This is a genomic window from Streptomyces soli, from assembly GCF_003999195.1.
Classification (GTDB): Bacteria; Actinomycetota; Actinomycetes; order Streptomycetales; family Streptomycetaceae; genus Actinacidiphila; species Actinacidiphila soli.
The window spans coordinates 1-16,367 of sequence record NZ_RJVR01000198.1 but is presented as its reverse complement, the minus strand read 5'-3'; the positions used below and the strand labels follow the sequence as shown (position 1 = coordinate 16,367).

At 72.8% G+C, this 16,367-nt stretch carries 17 protein-coding genes and 1 pseudogene; 10 read left to right on the top strand and 8 right to left on the bottom strand.

What is annotated here, in order from left to right; translation table 11 throughout:
- Positions 1 to 5 precede the first annotated feature (5 nt).
- Positions 6 to 845 carry an ABC transporter permease gene (locus EFK10_RS18920; RefSeq protein ID WP_127356882.1) on the top strand — a complete coding sequence of 280 codons (840 nt, stop codon included), beginning with the start codon at positions 6 to 8 and terminating at the stop codon, positions 843 to 845.
- Complete coding sequence (locus tag EFK10_RS18915) at positions 842 to 1,906, top strand: ABC transporter ATP-binding protein (protein WP_127356870.1); 1,065 nt, start codon at positions 842 to 844, stop codon at positions 1,904 to 1,906. Before EFK10_RS18920 ends, EFK10_RS18915 begins: the two co-directional genes overlap by 4 nt.
- Here EFK10_RS18915 and EFK10_RS18910 read toward each other — a convergent pair.
- A complete protein-coding gene (locus tag EFK10_RS18910; protein ID WP_206305504.1) occupies positions 1,894 to 2,799 on the bottom strand; it encodes an aldo/keto reductase in 906 nt (301 codons plus the stop codon). The two genes, EFK10_RS18915 and EFK10_RS18910, sit on opposite strands and share 13 nt — an antisense overlap.
- 41 nt (positions 2,800 to 2,840) lie before the next feature.
- Complete coding sequence (locus EFK10_RS18905) at positions 2,841 to 3,503, bottom strand: maleylpyruvate isomerase family mycothiol-dependent enzyme (RefSeq protein ID WP_127356868.1); 663 nt, start codon at positions 3,501 to 3,503, stop codon at positions 2,841 to 2,843.
- A gap of 108 nt (positions 3,504 to 3,611) precedes the next feature.
- Here EFK10_RS18905 and EFK10_RS18900 point away from each other — a divergent pair, with 108 nt between their 5' ends.
- A complete protein-coding gene (locus EFK10_RS18900) occupies positions 3,612 to 4,442 on the top strand; it encodes a glycoside hydrolase domain-containing protein (protein WP_127356867.1) in 831 nt (276 codons plus the stop codon).
- Between the two features lie 195 nt (positions 4,443 to 4,637).
- Positions 4,638 to 5,127: pseudogene (locus EFK10_RS18895) on the top strand (zinc ribbon domain-containing protein); the annotation flags it as partial.
- Between the two features lie 113 nt (positions 5,128 to 5,240).
- Here EFK10_RS18895 and EFK10_RS18890 read toward each other — a convergent pair.
- Positions 5,241 to 6,032, bottom strand: coding sequence for a COG4705 family protein (locus EFK10_RS18890; protein WP_127356866.1), 792 nt, complete (start codon positions 6,030 to 6,032; stop codon positions 5,241 to 5,243).
- Between the two features lie 315 nt (positions 6,033 to 6,347).
- On the opposite strand from EFK10_RS18890, the gene EFK10_RS18885 reads away from it, so the two are divergent.
- Genes EFK10_RS18885 through EFK10_RS18870 form a run of 4 tightly spaced genes read left to right on the top strand, consistent with a single transcriptional unit; the run spans position 6,348 to position 10,871 of the window.
- The gene (locus EFK10_RS18885; RefSeq protein ID WP_240677310.1) at positions 6,348 to 6,833 is read left to right on the top strand and encodes a hypothetical protein; all 486 of its coding nucleotides are present in this window, start codon (positions 6,348 to 6,350) and stop codon (positions 6,831 to 6,833) included.
- Positions 6,833 to 7,522 (top strand): ABC transporter ATP-binding protein, encoded by a 690-nt coding sequence (locus EFK10_RS18880; RefSeq protein WP_127356865.1) that lies wholly within the window; start codon positions 6,833 to 6,835, stop codon positions 7,520 to 7,522. Before EFK10_RS18885 ends, EFK10_RS18880 begins: the two co-directional genes overlap by 1 nt.
- Entirely contained in the window at positions 7,522 to 8,184 is a 663-nt protein-coding gene (locus EFK10_RS18875) for an ABC transporter ATP-binding protein (protein ID WP_127356864.1), read from the top strand. Before EFK10_RS18880 ends, EFK10_RS18875 begins: the two co-directional genes overlap by 1 nt.
- Positions 8,184 to 10,871 (top strand): FtsX-like permease family protein, encoded by a 2,688-nt coding sequence (locus EFK10_RS18870; RefSeq protein WP_127356863.1) that lies wholly within the window; start codon positions 8,184 to 8,186, stop codon positions 10,869 to 10,871. The genes EFK10_RS18875 and EFK10_RS18870 overlap by 1 nt, the downstream gene beginning before the upstream one ends.
- A 275-nt stretch (positions 10,872 to 11,146) precedes the next feature.
- Here EFK10_RS18870 and EFK10_RS18865 read toward each other — a convergent pair whose 3' ends face one another.
- From EFK10_RS18865 to EFK10_RS18845, 5 genes are read right to left on the bottom strand one after another with little or no spacing between them, the layout of a single operon-like run.
- A complete protein-coding gene (locus tag EFK10_RS18865) occupies positions 11,147 to 12,442 on the bottom strand; it encodes a HAMP domain-containing sensor histidine kinase (protein WP_127356862.1) in 1,296 nt (431 codons plus the stop codon).
- A 2-nt stretch (positions 12,443 to 12,444) separates the two neighbouring features.
- Positions 12,445 to 13,128, bottom strand: a complete 684-nt coding sequence (locus EFK10_RS18860; protein ID WP_127356861.1) for a response regulator transcription factor — start codon at positions 13,126 to 13,128, stop codon at positions 12,445 to 12,447.
- A 9-nt stretch (positions 13,129 to 13,137) separates the two neighbouring features.
- Positions 13,138 to 13,809: a phosphatase PAP2 family protein gene (locus EFK10_RS18855; RefSeq protein WP_127356860.1), complete on the bottom strand. Its 672-nt coding sequence runs from the start codon at positions 13,807 to 13,809 to the stop codon at positions 13,138 to 13,140.
- A 35-nt stretch (positions 13,810 to 13,844) separates the two neighbouring features.
- Positions 13,845 to 14,447 carry a phosphatase PAP2 family protein gene (locus EFK10_RS18850; RefSeq protein WP_127356859.1) on the bottom strand — a complete coding sequence of 201 codons (603 nt, stop codon included), beginning with the start codon at positions 14,445 to 14,447 and terminating at the stop codon, positions 13,845 to 13,847.
- Positions 14,447 to 15,133 (bottom strand): DedA family protein, encoded by a 687-nt coding sequence (locus EFK10_RS18845; protein WP_127356858.1) that lies wholly within the window; start codon positions 15,131 to 15,133, stop codon positions 14,447 to 14,449. The genes EFK10_RS18850 and EFK10_RS18845 overlap by 1 nt, the downstream gene beginning before the upstream one ends.
- Before the next feature lie 159 nt (positions 15,134 to 15,292).
- Between EFK10_RS18845 and EFK10_RS18840 the strand changes: the two genes are divergently transcribed.
- Positions 15,293 to 15,664: a BlaI/MecI/CopY family transcriptional regulator gene (locus EFK10_RS18840; protein ID WP_127356857.1), complete on the top strand. Its 372-nt coding sequence runs from the start codon at positions 15,293 to 15,295 to the stop codon at positions 15,662 to 15,664.
- The coding region (locus tag EFK10_RS18835) for a M48 family metalloprotease (RefSeq protein WP_127356856.1) at positions 15,661 to 16,367 on the top strand (707 nt) is incomplete at its 3' end. The genes EFK10_RS18840 and EFK10_RS18835, both read left to right, overlap by 4 nt.

The window sequence follows — 16,367 nt, the reverse complement described above, 5'->3', positions numbered from 1 at the left end:
AACCCGTGACGGCGGAGGTCGTGGAGAGCCGTCCCCGCTCGCGTGCGCGCGGGCGGGGACGGGGCCGGGGCCGGGCCCCGCTGCCGCTGCTCTTGCCCGCCCTGCTGGGCCTGGCCTTTCTGCTGGTGCCGCTGGTCGCCCTGCTGGTACGCGCCCCGTGGCGCAGCCTGCCGCAGCAGCTGACCAGCACCGAGGTCTGGCAGGCGCTGCGGCTGTCGCTGGTCTGTGCCACGGCGGCGACCGCCGTGTCGCTGGTGCTGGGGGTGCCGCTGGCCTGGCTGCTGGCCCGCACCAGCTTCCCCGGGCGCCGCATGGTCCGCGCGCTGGTCACGCTGCCGCTGGTGCTGCCGCCGGTGGTCGGCGGCGTGGCGCTGCTGCTGGCGCTGGGCCGCAACGGGGTCGTCGGGCGCTGGCTGGACTCGGCGTTCGGGATCACCCTGCCGTTCACCACGGCGGGCGTGGTCGTCGCGGAGGCGTTCGTGGCGATGCCCTTCCTGGTCATCAGTGTCGAGGGCACGCTGCGGGCCGCCGACGCGCGGTACGAGGAGGCCGCCGCGACCCTGGGGGCCTCCCGGTTCACCGCCTTCCGGCGGGTCACGCTGCCGCTGATCGCGCCGGGCGTCGCCGCCGGGGCCGTACTGGCCTGGGCGCGGGCGCTGGGCGAGTTCGGCGCGACCATCACCTTCGCCGGCAACTTCCCGGGCCGTACGCAGACGATGCCGCTGTCGGTCTACCTCGCCCTGCAGAGCGACCCGGCCGCCGCCATCGCGCTGAGCCTGGTGCTGCTGGCCGTCTCCATCGCCGTACTGGCCGGGCTGCGCGACCGCTGGATGGCCGCGCCATGACGGCCACGACGCCGACGACGCCCACGACCGGTCTGGACGCCCACCTCGTCGTCGACCGGGGCGGCTTCAACCTGGACCTGTGCCTTGCCGCCGCCCCCGGCGATGTCGTGGCCCTGCTCGGGCCGAACGGCGCCGGCAAGACCACCGCGCTGCGTGCGCTGGCCGGTCTCACGCCACTGAGCGCCGGCCATCTGTGCCTGGACGGGGCTGAGTTGGACGGCACCCCGCCCGAGGCGCGCCCCGTGGGCGTCGTCTTCCAGGACTACCTGCTCTTCCCGCACCTGACCGCCCTAGACAACGTCGCCTTCGGCCCCCGCTGCCACGGCATGCCGAAGGCCGCCGCCCGCGCCCACGCCGCCGACTGGCTGAACCGCATGGGCCTGGCCGACCACGCGGGCGCCAAGCCCCGGCGGCTGTCCGGCGGTCAGGCCCAACGCGTCGCCCTCGCCCGCGCCCTGGCCACGCACCCCCGGCTGCTGCTCCTGGACGAGCCGCTGGCCGCCCTGGACGCCCGCACCCGCCTTGACGTACGGGCCGAACTCCGCCGCCACCTCGCCGCCTTCGAGGCCGTCGCCGTCCTGGTCACCCACGACCCGCTGGACGCCATGGTGCTCGCCGACCGGCTCGTCGTCGTGGAGGGCGGCCGGGTCGTGCAGGAGGGCACCCCGGCCGACATCGCCCGTCATCCGCGTACGGACTACATCGCCAGCCTCGTGGGCCTCAACCTCTACCAGGGCCGGGCCGACGGCCACGCGGTCCGCCTTGACGCCGGCCCGCACATCACCACCACCGAGGACCTCACCGGCCCGGTCTTCGTGGCCTTCCCGCCCAGCGCCGTCACCCTGCACCGCGACCGCCCCGACTCCAGCGCCCGTAACGCCTGGCAGGGCGAGATCACCGGCCTGGAATCCCACGGCGACCAGATCCGCGTCGACCTCACCGGCGAACTCCCCCTCACCGCCGACCTCACCACCGCCGCCGTCGCCGAACTCGGGCTTCACACCGGCGCCTCCGTCTGGGCCACCGTCAAGGCCGCCCAGACGCACGCCTATCCGGCCTGACCCCGGTGAAGGGCTTCGAGGCGAACCAGTTCGTCGTCCGTGAGCCGGATCGCGCCCGCGGCCACGTTCTCGACGAGGTGGTCCGGATTGCCGGTGCCCGGGATGGCCAGCATGTGCGGCCCGCGGTGCAGCGTCCACGCCAGCCGGATCTGCGCCGCCGACGCGTCGTGCGCGCGGGCAATGGCGAGCACGTCGTCGCTGTCGGTGCCGCTCGCGCCCGCTAGGCGTCCTTCGCCGGCGATCGCGAAGAACGGCACGAAGGCGATGCCCTGTTCACCGCAGGCCCGCAGAATGTCCTCGGAGTCGGGCTGCAGGTCACCGATGCCGTACCGGTTCTGCACGCAGACCACCGGCGCGATGGCCTGTGCCTCGGCGAGGTGTCCGGCCTTGATCCCGGAAACGCCCAGGTGACGGATGAGGCCGGCGTCGCGCAGGTCGGCCAGCGCACCGAAGTGCTCGGCGATCGAACCCCTTCCGTCGGTCCGCAGGTTCACCACGTCGAGGTGGTCGCGGCCGAGCTGGCGCAGGTTCTCCTCGACCTGGCCGCGCAGCTGCTCCGGCGTGGCCCACCACCACTTACCCGACGGATCGCGGCCCGGACCGACCTTGGTGGTGATCACCAGATCGTCCGCGTACGGGGCCAGTGCCCGGTTGATCAGCTCGTTGGCGGAGCGCAGCGACGAGAAGTAGAACGCGGCGGTGTCGATGTGATTGACGCCCAGTTCGAGCGCGCGCCGGAGCACGCTGATCGACCGCTCCCGGTTGCTCGGCGTGCCGAGGTCGAAGGCGGCACTGCCCGTCAGGCGCATCGCGCCGAATCCAACGCGGTTGACGGTCAGGCCGCCGAGTTTCCAGGTGCCCGCGGCAGCCGCGGTGATCGTCTCTGAAGGCATCATCGAAGTCTCGCACAAGCCCTGTTGCCCTCGGCCTGCCCTCAGCCGAAGGTGTGCAGCTCCGTCCTCTCCGCTCCGGTCAGCTCGTAGCGTGCGCCGACGAGCGGCCGGTCGGCGAAGAGCCGGATCAAGGTCGGTACGTCCGTCGTGAGCCGGGCAGCGGGCCGCCCGTCGCGCGCGGTCCCGATGGCCAGCGGCGCGCTCCGGTCGGGGAGAAAGACGTGCAGCAGCGGCGTCTTGCGCCTGCGGCCGGCGACGGCGAGCAGGGCGAGGGCCGCGTCCGCGGACTCCCCCGCATAGGCACCGGGCACCCCGAACGCCTCCCGTACGTCGCCCGCGTGCACCCACTCCCCGAGCGCGACCAGGTCCAGCAGCCCGTCGCTGCGCGCGGCGATGACCGGCCCGGCCTCCGTGAAGCCGCGCTCCAGCTCGTCCAGGACGCGGCCGAGCGGCCAGTTGTCGCGTTCGGCGACATCGGCGGCATTGGAGTCGGGAGAGAAGACACCCCGCTCCAGCCGGCCTTCGACGATACGGATGAGGGCCGCACCGCAGTGCGCGAGCACCTGCCGTACGTTCCAGTCCGGGCAGGCCGTACGGAGGGTGAAGGCATCGTCCGGAGTGTCGCGGAGCAGCGGCATCAGGGCGTCGCGCTCGGTCAGCAGCAGTCGGCCCGGCAGCTCCGGATCACGTATGTCGTCGGTCATAGCACAGCATCCTGTCATTTCCACGGCCCCGGCTGCGGGGATGATCCCGGGCTCGGCTAGGGTGCGTCTGCTCCGGAGCCGGAGCTCGTTTTCCTGTAAGGGGTGGGGATGTCCCGTCATCGGTTGTCGAAGCGGCAGCGGTATGTCGCGTGGTCGGTCGCGGGCGCGACCCTGCTGGTAGGAGGCGCGCTGACGGCCCAGGCCGCCACCACGACGACGGGGAGGCCGGCAGCGGTGACGTACTCCGGGCGCGCCTTCGACGCCTGCACAGCCCCGTCGCTGTCGGCGATGAAGGCCTGGAAGTCCTCGAACTTCTACGGCGCGGCGGCCGTCTACGTCGGCGGCAAGAACCGGGGCTGCTCGCAGCCGAACCTGACGTCGGCGTGGGTGAAGTCGGTCAGCACCGCCGGCTGGAAGCTCATACCGCTGTACGTGGGCGCTCAGCCGCCCTGCCAGACCAGCAGCAGCCCGGAGAAGCTCACCGCGTCCACCGCGGCATCGCTGGGCGCCACGGACGGCGCGGACGCGGTGGCGAAGGCGTCCGCGCTCGGCATGAAGGCCGGCAGCCCCGTCTACCTGGACATGGAGGCGTACGACATCACCAACACCTCATGCGTCAACGCCGTCCTGACCTACGTCCACGCCTGGAACAAGGCCGTCAAGGCGAAGAACTACTACGCCGGGTTCTACGGCTTCAAGAGCACCAGCGCCTCCGCCGTCGCCAACGACCCGGACCGTACGAGCCTGCCGGACGCCATCTGGTACGCGTACTACGACAAGGTCAACACCACGACCACCGACTGGCCGTACAAGTCGACATGGTGGGTCCACCACCAGCGCGGCCACCAGTACCTGGTCAACAGCAAGGAGACCCGCGGCGGCTACACCATCACCGTCGACCGCAGCGCCTGGGACGCTCCGGTCGCGATCACCTCGTAAGCCGGGCCGACCCGACCGAGCTGTTCGAGACGAGGCCTTCCACCCCTGGGTGGAAGGCCTCGTCTGCTGTCCACGACCCGCTACCGGGATTAATCGCAGTGCACCGGGCCCGGCGGTGAAGCGATTCTGAGAATTGCTCTGCCCCGCGGACTGGAGCGGACGGTTCTGCTGCTCGATGTACTGCCGGACGGTCGACGGTGGGGCGCCTCCCTGCCCTCCGTACCGTCGTCGGTCACGGTCATCAAGGACGCGGCCGGGCGGTATTTCGCGTCGTTCATCATCGAGACGGACGGCTCCGAGGTACTGCCGGAGACCACGGACCAGGTGGGCATCGACCTGGGGCTGACCCACTTCGCGGTCCTGTCCGACGGCCGCAAGATCGCGTCCCCGAAGTTCCTCCGCCGCGCGGAGAAGAAGCTCCGCAAGGCGCAGCAGGACCTGAGCCGCAAGGCCAGGGGCAGCAGCAACCGCCTTCGCCCGCGTAGACCGGTTCTTTCCCTCCTCGCAACTGTGCGCCGCCTGCGGATTCAAGGACGGCCCCAAGCCCCTCAACGTCCGGGAATGGACCTGCACCAGCTGCGGTACCACCCACGACCGCGATGTGAACGCCGCGCGCAACATCAAGACCGAAGGACACAAGGTCGCCGCAGGACGTGCGGAGACCCAAAACGCCTGCGGAGGGTAAGTAAGACCCTCCGCGCAAGCGGAGGGCATCACCCGATGAAACAGGAACCCGACTCAAGGCGAGCCGCCAGCGGACGCCAGGGAGGGAATCCCCCCTTCAGGCGGGGGAGGACGTCAAGACTCCGCGGTCGCCACGTCCTTGCGGGACACCGCCAGGTAGGCGACGAAGCCGAGGATGGCGATCGTCCAGTACAGCGTGACGGGGCCCAGGCCGAGGGCGAGGCCGCCGCGCTGGGAGGAGACGCCCATCCAGTCGGCGAAGGAGGCGCCGAGGGGGCGGGTGACGATGTAGGCGAACCAGAAGGCGGGGATGGCGTTGAGGGAGAAACGCCAGTGGGCCAGGGCCGGGACGGCGATGACGACGGCGAACATGACGCCGGAGCCGAAGTAGCCGAGGCCGAGGGTGATGGCGGTGAGGTCGCCGGCGGCAGTGCCGAGGGCGAACGTGGTTAGGACGGCGGCCCAGTAGAAGAGCTCGCGGCGGCGGGTGTGGATGCTGTGGATGGAGAGAGTCTTCTCGCTCGCGTACCAGGCCGCGAAGACCACGGCCAGCGCCACCAGGAAGAACGGGGTGGACACCAGATACGGCACGCCCAGGCCGACGTGCAGGATGTCGGCGGCCATGGTGCCGAAGACGCTGACCATGACGACGGCCGTCCAGTAGATCCACGCCACGTACCGCCGCATGGACAGCTGAAGCACCAGGGCCGCCACCAGCCCCACGCCACCCAGCCCGACCGCGGGGACGGGGCCGAGCAGGTGGGCGAGGAAGTCCGAGGCCGTTTCGCCCATGCCGGTCGTCAGTACTTTGATGATCCAGAAGTAGACGGTGACTTCGGGGACCTTGCTCGCCGCGTGCCGGACGATTCGGTGCGTGCCGTGCTGGTGGAGTTGACCTGTTGCCATGGCACGCACCCTTCCACAGCAAACTCTGTGCGGCCTATGCCCCTTTGCCAGCTGTTGATCTCCATGACCTGCTGTTAACCGCGCGCTTACCTCACGCAGGGCCGGCGCTGTTCGGCCGGTTTCTAGCGTCGGAGACAGCGGCGGTGCCCACACCGCCCACGTCTTGGGAGGTGGCGTCCGATGCGTCGTGCACTCGCTTCCGCCGCGGCCGGGCTTGTCCTGGTCGCCGGAGCCGGAGCCGGAGCCGCGGCCTGCTCGTCGTCCTCGTCATCAACTTCGTCCTCGTCCTCATCACCGTCACCGTCACCGTCGGGGGTGCCGAAGGAGACGAATCCACCGGGGGACATCCCGGATACGCAGGTGTACGTCCCGTGGTCGCCGTCCGGCGGCGGGTACACGGTGAAGGTGCCCGAGGGCTGGTCGCGTACGACACAGGGCTCGGCGACGGTGTTCGCGGACAAGTACAACAGCGTGCGCGTCGAACAGGTCGCGGCCACGTCGGTGCCGACGGTCCAGTCCGTCCGTACGACCGACATCCCGGCGATTCAGGCGAAGAGCAAGGGCTTCAGCCTGGTCAACGTGAGCGTCGTGCAGCGCATGGGCGGGAGCGCGGTGCTGGCCGAGTACCACGCCGATTCGCCGCCCGACCAGGTCACGGGTAAGAGCGTGACCCTGGATGTGCAGCGGTACGTGTTCTACAAGCTCGGGAAGGGCGAGGTCGTGCTGACCCTGTCCGGTGCCTCGAACGCGGACAACGTCGACCCGTGGCGTACCGTCACCGACTCCTTCCGGTGGTCGTGATGGATACCGCAACGGCCCCGGCGCCCCCGGTGACCGCGGCACTGAGCGCGCAGACCCTGTACCGGTTCTTCCGGGCCGGGGACGAGGAGACCTTCGCCCTGCAGGGCGTGAGCATGGAGGTGCAGCGCGGCGAGATCGTGGCCGTGACCGGGCCGTCCGGGTCGGGCAAGACCACGCTGCTGAACTGCCTGGCGGGGCTCGACGAGCCCGACGGCGGGGCGGTCCGGATCGCCGGTGAGCGGCTGAGCCACCGGGCCGAGCGGGAGCGCGGCATGGTGCGGGCCCGGCACATCGGGGTGCTGTTCCAGTCGGGCAATCTGCTGGAGCACCTGACGGTGCGGGACAACATCGCGCTGGTCCAGCGCCTGGCACGGCAGACCGCCACCTCCCCGCCGGAAGAGCTGCTGGAACGGGTCGGCATCGCAGGCCGCGCGGGCGCCCTGCCGCGTCAGCTCTCCGGCGGTGAAGCGGCCCGGGCCGGGCTCGCCGTGGCCCTGGCCAACGCGCCGGAGGTACTGCTCGCCGACGAACCGACCGGCGAGGTCGACCGGGAGACCGAGCGGCGGCTGCTGGTGCTGCTGCGCGAGCGCGCCGACGACGGGACAGCGATCGTCGTGGTCACCCACAGCCGGGCGGTGGCAGCCGCCGCCGACCGGGTACTGCGACTGCGTGACGGGCGGTGGGTGTGATGGCCGAATCCCTCGTCCGATGCGAGGACGCGGCCCGTACGTACGGCAAGGGGACGGGGGCGGTCGTCGCCATCCACGGCCTGAGCTGCGCGGTGCCGCCCGCGGCACGGATCGCCGTGGTCGGGCCCTCCGGGTCCGGCAAGTCCACGCTGCTGCACCTGATGGCGGGCCTGGACCGCCCGACCGCCGGCCAGGTGACCCACCCGGGGCTTCCGGAGGGCATCCTCGCCCGGCACATCGGGGTCATCTTCCAGGGCCCCAGCCTGCTGCCGCCGCTGACCGCCGCCGAGAACGTGGCGCTTCCGCTGCGCATCGACGGCGTACCCGACAGCGAGGCCGACGCCCGCGCCCTGGCAGCCCTGGACACCCTCGGCCTCGGCGCCCTGGCCGACCGACTGCCCGACGAGCTGTCGGCCGGGCAGGCCCAACGCGTCGCCGTGGCAAGGGTGCTGGCCCGTGGGCCCCGCCTGGTGCTCGCCGACGAACCGACCGGACAGCTCGACCGCGAGACCGGCCGCCAGGTGCTGGCCGTACTGCTGGCCGCCGCCGAGGAGCTGGGCGCCGCGGTTGTACTGACCACACACGATCCACGGGTCGCCCGCGAGCTGGACGTCCGCTGGTACATGGCCGACGGGCGCCTGGTCCCGGAAAGGGGAGCGTGATGCTCAGGATCTGGCTGGCCGGGCTGCTACGGCGGCGCGGCGGCAGACTGCTCGGAACCGCGCTCGGAGTGGCCATGGCCGTGGCGCTGCTGGCCGCGCTCGGGGGCTTCCTCGGCACGACCCGGGCGACCATGACCGCACAGTCCGTACGCGGGGTCTCGGTGGACTGGCAGGTGCAGGTGGCGACCGGCGCCGACGCGCGGTCGGTCCTCAACACCGTCCAGCACACCTCGGGCACCCGGGCCGCGCTGCCGGTCGGGTACGCCGACACCAGCGGCCTGAGCGCGACCACCGGCGGCACCTCACAGGCCACCGGGCCCGGCAAGGTGCTGGGCATCCCGGCCGGATACCAGTCGGCCTTCCCCGGCGAGATCCGGGTGCTGGCCGGCAGCGCCAACGGCGTACTGCTGGCCCAGCAGACCGCCGCCAACCTGCACGCAGCCCCCGGCGACACCGTGACCATCGGGCGGGCGGGCGGACTGCCGCCGGTCCAGGTGAAGGTGGACGGCGTAGTGGACCTGCCGTTCGCCGACTCGCTCTTCCAGAAGGTCGGCGCACCCTCGCAGTCACAGGCGTCCGCGCCCCCGGACAACGTCGTACTGCTGCCGCAGGCCAACTGGCACGCGGCCTTCGACCCTCCCCCGGACTCCGTCCGGGGGTACCCCCATCTCGCTTCGCTCGCCAAGGCCCGCCCTGACCTCGTCAGCTACCAGGTCCACGCGCTGCGCAGCCACGCGCAGCCGCACGACCCGGCCGCCGCGTACAGCGTGGCCACCGGCAGCGCGCACAACACCGAGGTGAAGCTGACCGGCGCGGGCCAGATCGGCGACAACCTCGGGGCGGTGCTGGGCGCGGCCCGTTCCGACGCGCTCTACGCCCAGTTGCTCTTCCTCTTCCTCGGCGTGCCCGGCGCTCTGCTGGCCGGGGCACTCACCGCGGCCGTCGCCGGAGCCGGGGCCGCACGCCGGCGCCGGGAGCAGTCGCTGCTGCGTACCCGTGGCGCGACCGCCGGCCGGCTGCTGGGCCTCGCGGCCGTGGAGGCGGTCGTCGTGGCCGCCGTCGGCGGCGCCGTGGGTCTCGGCCTGGCGGCAGTGCTGTCGCGTACGGCGTTCGGCTCGTCCGGGAGCTTCGCCGCCGGCTGGGCGCCCGCCGCACTCGTCGTGGGCGCGGTCATCGCGGGCGCGACCGTCCTGGTGCCCGCCCGGCGGGACCTCAAGAGCGCCACCATCGTGTCCGGGCGGACGGCGGTGGAACGCCGCCACGTGCCCCGGACGGCCTGGTGGGCCCTGGCGGCCGGAATGCTGGCGGTCTCCCTGATCGTCTTCCGGATCACCAGCGGGACCAACTACGCCCTCGTCCTCGCCCCCGAAGGCACCCCCGCCCTGTCGGTGGACTACTGGGCCTTCGCCGGCCCCGCCCTGCTCTGGCTGGGCGGCGCCCTGGTGGCCTGGCTCCTGGTCGACCTGTTGCTGCGGCGCGGCCGGCCCGTCCTGGCCCGGCTGCTGCGCCCGGCTGCGGGCGCCCTGTCCGGCACCGTCGCAGCCAGCCTGTCGCGGCAACGCGGCACGGTGGTTCGGGCGGTGGTGCTGCTCGGCCTCGCGGCGGCCTTCGCGGCCTCCACGGCGGTCTTCAACTCCACGTACAGCCAGCAGTCCCTGGCGGACGCAGTGCTCACCAACGGCGCCGACGTCACCGTCACCGAGGCGGCCGGCTCCGCGAGCGGCCCCGCCGACGCGGCCAAGGTCGCCGCCCTGCCCGGCGTCAAGCACGTCGAGCCACTGCAGCACCGCTTCGCGTACGTCGGCGCCGACCTCCAGGACCTGTACGGGGTCCAGCCCTCCAGCGTCGTCGCAGCCGGGCGCCTCCAGGACGCCTACTTCTCCGGCGGCACCGCCCAGCAGCTCATGAACCGGCTGGCCGGCCAGCCGGACGGACTGCTGGTCAGCGCCGAGACCGCGAAGGACTTCCAGCTCCACCCCGGCGACCAGGTCCGCCTGCGTCTCCAGAACGCCCGCACCCACCAACTGGAGCCCGTCTCCTTCCACTTCACGGGCGTGGTGAAGGAGTTCCCGACCGCGCCGAAGGACAGCTTCCTCGTCGCCAACTCGTCGTACGTCGCCAAGGCGACCGGCGACAACGCCATCGGCGCGCTCCTCGTCGACACCGGCGGCACCGGGCAGAAGACGGTGGCCGCGCACGTCCGGTCCACCCTCGGCCCGACCGCCCACGTCACCGACCTCACCTCCACCCGCACAGTCGTCGGCTCCAGCCTCACCGCCGTCGACCTCGGCGGCCTCACCCGGGTCGAGCTGGGCTTCGCCCTCGTCATCGGCGCGGCGGCCGGCGGCCTCGTCCTCGCCCTCGGCCTCGCCGAACGGCGCCGCACCCTCGCCCTGGCCTCCGTCCTGGGCGCCCGGGGGCGGCAACTGTCCGGCTTCGTCTGGAGCGAGGCCGCCCTGGTCGCCGTCGCCGGTGCGGCCGCCGGTGCGGTCCTGGGGTGGGCCCTGTCCCAGATGCTCGTCAAGGTCCTCTCCGGCGTCTTCGACCCACCCCCCGCCCATCTGGCCGTCCCCTGGACCTACCTCGTCTCCCTCGCCGTCGCCGTCGCCGCCGCCCTCGCCGCGGCCGCCTGGGCCGCCGCCCGGCACGCCCGGCGCCCCCCACTCACGGAACTCCGCGAGTTGTAAGGGGACCATCCCAAGGACGGCCTACCCCCGGGTTGGGGGTAGGCCGTCCGTGTATTCAGCCGGGCACTCCCCCAGCGGGCCCAGGGCAGCGCCCTGGTTTCGGGAAGGGGCGGGGTGTGGGAAACAACCCCAGCCCCACAGACCGGCGCCCCCGGCACGGCGGAGGGGGAGAGTTCGGCGCAGCCGTCCCGAAGCCTGTGAGGCCCCCTGGGGCCGAGCAGTGCGAGGGCGGCGTCCACAATCGGGCAGAGGCGGGGTGGGGGAAACAACCCAGGTCAGTGACGCGGTTCGCTCTCGCTCGCCACGAGCCACGTGAAGCGCGGACGCGGAGCGCGCCGGGAGACGAACAGGCGGCCGCCCTCCGCTTCGACGAGGGAGCGGGCGAGGGCGAGGCCGATGCCGTGGCCGTTGGCGCTGCCGGGGACGGGGCTTCGGCGGTCGAAGAGGTCGCGGTCGTCGGGGAGGCCGGGGCCCTCGTCCTCGACGTCGACGGCCAGGACCCCGGCGGCGTCGCGGGCGCGGATGGTGACGGCGCCCTGGCCGTGGACGGCGGCATTGGCAAGCAGGACGTCGAGCACTTGGCGGGCGGCCCGAGCGGAGCCGACCGCCTCGGGCAGGCCGTCGTCCGCGACGATCCGCAGGGGGCGCCCCCCGGCGGCCAGCTCGCCGTGCCAGCGGCTCTCGGTCTCGGCGAGAAGGGCGCCGATGTCGAGCGGCGCCCCTTCGGGTACGTCGCGAGCGAGAGCAAGCAGATCGGCGAGGGTGGCCTCCATGTGGTTCAGCGACTCGAGCGCGGCGCGGATGGCCTCGTACGGATCGGGGTCCGACGGCGCGCTCTCCAGCTCGAGCCGTACGCGCGTCAGCGCGGTCCGCAGTTGGTGGGAGGCGTCCGTGCTGAAGGCGCGCTCGCGGCGCATGAGGTGGTCGATGCGTTCGGCGGCGCGGTTGAGCGCGGTGGCGACCTCGTCGGCCTCGGGGAGGCCGGAGGGGGCCGCCCGGGCTTCGAGGTCGCCGGTTTCGAGGCGTACGGCGGTCGCCGCGAGTGCTTCCAGGGGACGGGCGAGGCGGCGGCTGGACCGTACGGAGAGGAGCACGGCGACCCCGACGGCGACCGCCGCCAGGCCGAGCATGCCGGCCCAGGTGAGCGCCGCCCGGTGCAGGGGCTGGCCCGACGGGGCGCTGACGCGTACCGCCGCCCGTACCTGCTCGCCGGAACCCACCGGCACCGCGACGACCAGGCGACCGCCGATCCGGCGCGAGGACCCCGCGCCGCCGACGGCGGTACGCACCGGGCCGTCGCCCGTGGCGGGGCCGGTGCCGGTGACGCGGTGGGCCCCGGCGTCGTAGACCGCGACGACGGTGTCGGACTCGACGGGCGGCAGCTCCACGGGGTCACCCGAGGCGTGTACGCCCGCCGGGACGCTCACCGCCACCCGGTCGGCGAGCTCTTGCAGCTCCCGCAGCTCGTCCTGTTGGTAGAGCCGCAGTGTCGCCACACCCAGCGGTACGGCGAACAGCAGCACCGCGCAGACCGCCGCGACGAGGGTCGCCCGCAGGATCCGGCGGCGCACGGTCAGTGCTCCGGGGGCGGTTCGAGGCGGTAGCCGAAGTGCCGCAGGGTGGTGATGCGCAGCCGGTCGCCCAGCTTGCGGCGCAGGGCCGCGACGTGGACGTCCAGGGTCTTGGTTGGGCCGAACCAGTTCTCGTCCCAGACCTCGTTCATCAGGTCCTCGCGGCTGACCGCCTGGCCGGGGGCGGCCGCCAGCCGGGACAGCAGGTCGAACTCGCGGGGCCGCAGTTCCACCTCGCCCTCCGGGCCGAAGCAGCGCCTGGCCGCCCGGTCGATGAGCAGGGCGCCGTGGCGGATCCGTACGGAGGCGCCCTTGCCAGCGGGGCGGGCCCGGCGCAGGTGGGCGGCGATCCGGGCCTGGAGCTCGGCGAGGCGGAACGGCTTGGTCAGATAGTCGTCGGCGCCCGACTCCAGTGCCTGGATGACGTCCATCTCGTCGGTGCGGGCGGTCAGCACCACCAGCACCGCGCCGGGCAGCCGCTCCCGCACGCGCCGGCACAGCTCGAAGCCGTCGGTGTCCGGCAGCCCGAGGTCCAGCAGCACCAGCTCGGCCGGCTCGCGGGCCACGCGGTCCAGCGCCTCCGCCCCGTCGCGGCACCAGTCGGTGTCGTGGCCCAGCCCGCGCAGCGTCGCGGCGAGCCGACTCCCGATGGCGACGTCGTCCTCGACGATCACGATGCGTGCCACGGCATCACGCTACTGCCCGTCGTCACGTTGACCAGTGCTGCCGGGCTGCCCGCGCAGCGCCAGAAGGCGGGGCACCACGGCGGCGCACAGGCATACCCAGGCCGCGGCGAACAGCCATCCGCCGAGCACGTCGGTCACCCAGTGCACCCCGAGGTAGATCCGGCTCAGCCCGACGGCGACAGCCCAGCAGACCAGCACCACGACGACGGCGTTACGGGTCGCGCCCGGCCGGACCGCGTGGACGACGGCCCAGATCAGCAGCCCGGCCGCGAGCGCCGACGTGGTGCTGTGGCCGGAAGGGAAGGCGAAGCCGGAGGCGTACGTGGCCCAGTCCGCGATCGGCGGGCGGGGGCGGCCGATCGCGTGCATGAGGCTGTAGCGGATGGCCTGGCCGAGACCGAGGACGACCAGCGCGATCAGCGCCGCCCACAGCCGCCGCCGCAGATCGCGGCCGGCGGCGATGACCCCGGCGACGACGGCGCACACGTAGGGGAAGACCCCGGTGCCGGTCGCGGTCACCGCTCTGGCCACCGTCGTGGCGGCGTGCAGGCGGTGGTCCGCCGCCCAGAGGTTCGCCGAGTGGTCGAAGCCGAACGGCGCGCCGTTCCGGCTTGCGATGATCACCGCCAGGACGGTGAAGAGCACCGCGCAGGTCGCGGCGGTCAGAACCTGCGGCGACACGCGGCGGGCCCTGACGAGTTCCGGCGCCGGCCGGCTCACCGGGCCGCCACCAGCGGGCGCAGGCGGGTGTCGGCGAGCCGCTCCACCAGGGGAGCGCCGCGCCGGGCCGCCACCATGAGCGGCCAGGCGACGGCCGCGCCCACGACCAGGCCCGTAAGGGCGTCGTGCGGGTAGTGCACGCCGACCCACACGCGGGACACCGCCATCAGCACCGCCGCGATGCCGGCGACGGCCGCCAGCCGTCGGTCGGCGAACAGGATGGCGACGGCAACAGCACCGGCGATGGCGGCGTGGTTGCTCGGGAAGGACCAGTCCCCCAGCGAGGGGCATGCCTCCAGCGTCACGGTGTGCAGGGTCTGGCAGGGCCGTTGCTCCCTCACCACCGACTTGAAGGCGTCGTCGGCGAGGAAGGCCACGACGACCACCAGGGGCGCGGCCAGCGCTATGGCGGTCTTCGCAGGTCCTGCCGCCCGGGCCCGCCACCACGCCGCGACCAGAAGCGCGGCGAAGATGGCGAGACCGTAGGTGGAGAAGAAGGAGACGGCCGAGTCGAGCCAGCCGGGCGAGCGCTGGGCCAGATGGGTGACCCAGGTGTAAAGGCCGCCGTCCACCGAACTGCCGGCGAAAGCGAGCTGCATCAGCGCGGTGCCCTCTCGGAGGCTTCGGAGACGTCGGAAGCCTTGGGGGCCCCAGGGGCGCGGCGCGAGCGGATGACTTCGATGACCAGCGGAAGCAGGGAGATCACCACGATCACGGCCACCATCGGCAGGAGGTAGCGGTCGACGTTCGGCACGGACGAGCCGAGGGCGTAACCGCCGAGCACCAGACCGACGGTCCAGACCGTGCCGCCGACGATCTGCCAGATGGTGAAGACCCGGGCGGGGACGTTCAGGGCGCCGGCCATCGGGTTGAGCACGGTACGTACCACCGGTACGAAGCGCGCCAGGACGATCGCCTTGGCGTGGCCGTAGCGCTCGAGCAGTTCCTCGGCGCGGGCCGCGCCTTCCTGGAGCTTTCGGGCCCGGCTGCGGGCCAGCAGTGCCCGGCCGCCCCGCCGGCCGATCCAGTAACCGGCCTGCGCTCCCAGCAGGGCGCCCACCACCGCGGCGATGAGAACCTGGGGAAGGGAGAGGTGCACCGCTCCGTGCACGCCGGGGACGCACAGCAGCCCTGCGGTGAAGAGCAGGGAGTCGCCGGGGAGGAAGAAGCCGACCAGGAGGCCGGTCTCGGCGAAGAGGACCACCGCGATGCCGAGGGCGCCGAACGCGGAGAGCAGTGACCCCGCGTCGAGGACGTTCACGGCCTGCGGTGTTGCCGTGAGCATGGATACGAGCATGGTGGGCTGCTCCCATAATGGTGGGCAGGGGCGGACACAGGACAGGGTTGTTTTGTGCCGAGTTGCGTTGTGCGACAACCCGATTGACTACAGTGAAGTAGACGGTCTACTCCACTGTAGACGCCAAATGTGGGAGGAGCGTTCCCCATGACTGACTCGGGCGCGGAGCGCCGACCGGCCGGAGAGTTGGAATCCAGTGTCCTGGCTGCCCTCTGGACCGCTGGTAAGCCGCTCACGCCCGGCCAGGTGCAGCAGGCCCTCGGGACCTCCCTCGCCCGTACGACGATCACCACGATCCTGTCCCGCCTGTACGAAAAGGGCAGCGTCACCCGCAGGCGCTCCGGCCGCGGATACGCGTACACCCCCACCGAGGACGCGGCGGGCCTGACCGCCCGCCGTATGCACTCCGAGCTGGAGAAGGACGAGGACCGCAGCACCGTCCTCGCACGATTCGTCTCCCAGCTCCGCGACGAGGACGAGCAGTTGTTGCGTAGCCTTCTGGAGGGAGGTGCCGAATGAACCACATCGTGTGGCTGCCGCTGCTCATGCCTTTCATCGCGGCACCGGCGGCGCGCCGCGTCGCGGCCGCGCTGTCCCCGCGCCACGCCGTGTGGCTGCTCACCGCGACCGCGGTCGGCCTGGCCGCCTGCAGTACTGCGGCACTGGCCCTGCTGGTCGTCCCGGGGGCGTCGTATCTGCCGGTCGTGGCCGTCCTCGGCGACCTCGTCAGGCCGCTGACGTCGGGCGAGCCCACCGTGGTGATCGCCTCCGCCACCGCCGCCGCGGGGCTGCTGGCCTGGCGCGCGGCCGCTCTCGTGACCGCCGTCCGCCGGCACCGGGCCGATCTGCACCGCGCCAGGTCCCAGGCCGGCGGCGCCGACGAGGAACTGGCGGTCGTGTCCGACGACCACCCCGACGCGTACGCACTGCCCGGCCGTCCCGGCAGGATCGTCGTGACCACCGGCATGCTGCGGGCCCTGGACCCGGCCGAGCGTGAGGCCCTCTTCGCCCACGAACGCGCCCACCTGCGCGGCCGCCATCACCATCTCCTCGCCGCCGCCGAACTGGCCGCCCTGCTCCACCCCGCCCTGCGCGCGCTGCGGGAACCGCTCGGCTACGCCCTGGAGCGCACCGCCGACGAGGCCGCCGCGACAGCCGTCGGCGACCGCCGCCTCGCCGCCCGGGCGATCGGCCGGGCCGCCCTGGCCGGCAAGGCCGCCCC

Excerpts from the sequence above, each read along its gene's own strand:
- EFK10_RS18915 (WP_127356870.1), top strand. The coding sequence starts at position 842 with ATGACGGCCACGACGCCGACGACGCCCACGACCGGTCTGGACGCCCAC.
- EFK10_RS18910 (WP_206305504.1), bottom strand. The coding sequence starts at position 2,799 with ATGCCTTCAGAGACGATCACCGCGGCTGCCGCGGGCACCTGGAAACTC.
- EFK10_RS18905 (WP_127356868.1), bottom strand. The coding sequence starts at position 3,503 with ATGACCGACGACATACGTGATCCGGAGCTGCCGGGCCGACTGCTGCTG.
- EFK10_RS18900 (WP_127356867.1), top strand. The coding sequence starts at position 3,612 with ATGTCCCGTCATCGGTTGTCGAAGCGGCAGCGGTATGTCGCGTGGTCG.
- EFK10_RS18890 (WP_127356866.1), bottom strand. The coding sequence starts at position 6,032 with ATGGCAACAGGTCAACTCCACCAGCACGGCACGCACCGAATCGTCCGG.
- EFK10_RS18880 (WP_127356865.1), top strand. The coding sequence starts at position 6,833 with ATGGATACCGCAACGGCCCCGGCGCCCCCGGTGACCGCGGCACTGAGC.
- EFK10_RS18875 (WP_127356864.1), top strand. The coding sequence starts at position 7,522 with ATGGCCGAATCCCTCGTCCGATGCGAGGACGCGGCCCGTACGTACGGC.
- EFK10_RS18870 (WP_127356863.1), top strand. The coding sequence starts at position 8,184 with ATGCTCAGGATCTGGCTGGCCGGGCTGCTACGGCGGCGCGGCGGCAGA.
- EFK10_RS18850 (WP_127356859.1), bottom strand. The coding sequence starts at position 14,447 with ATGCAGCTCGCTTTCGCCGGCAGTTCGGTGGACGGCGGCCTTTACACC.
- EFK10_RS18845 (WP_127356858.1), bottom strand. The coding sequence starts at position 15,133 with ATGCTCACGGCAACACCGCAGGCCGTGAACGTCCTCGACGCGGGGTCA.
- EFK10_RS18840 (WP_127356857.1), top strand. The coding sequence starts at position 15,293 with ATGACTGACTCGGGCGCGGAGCGCCGACCGGCCGGAGAGTTGGAATCC.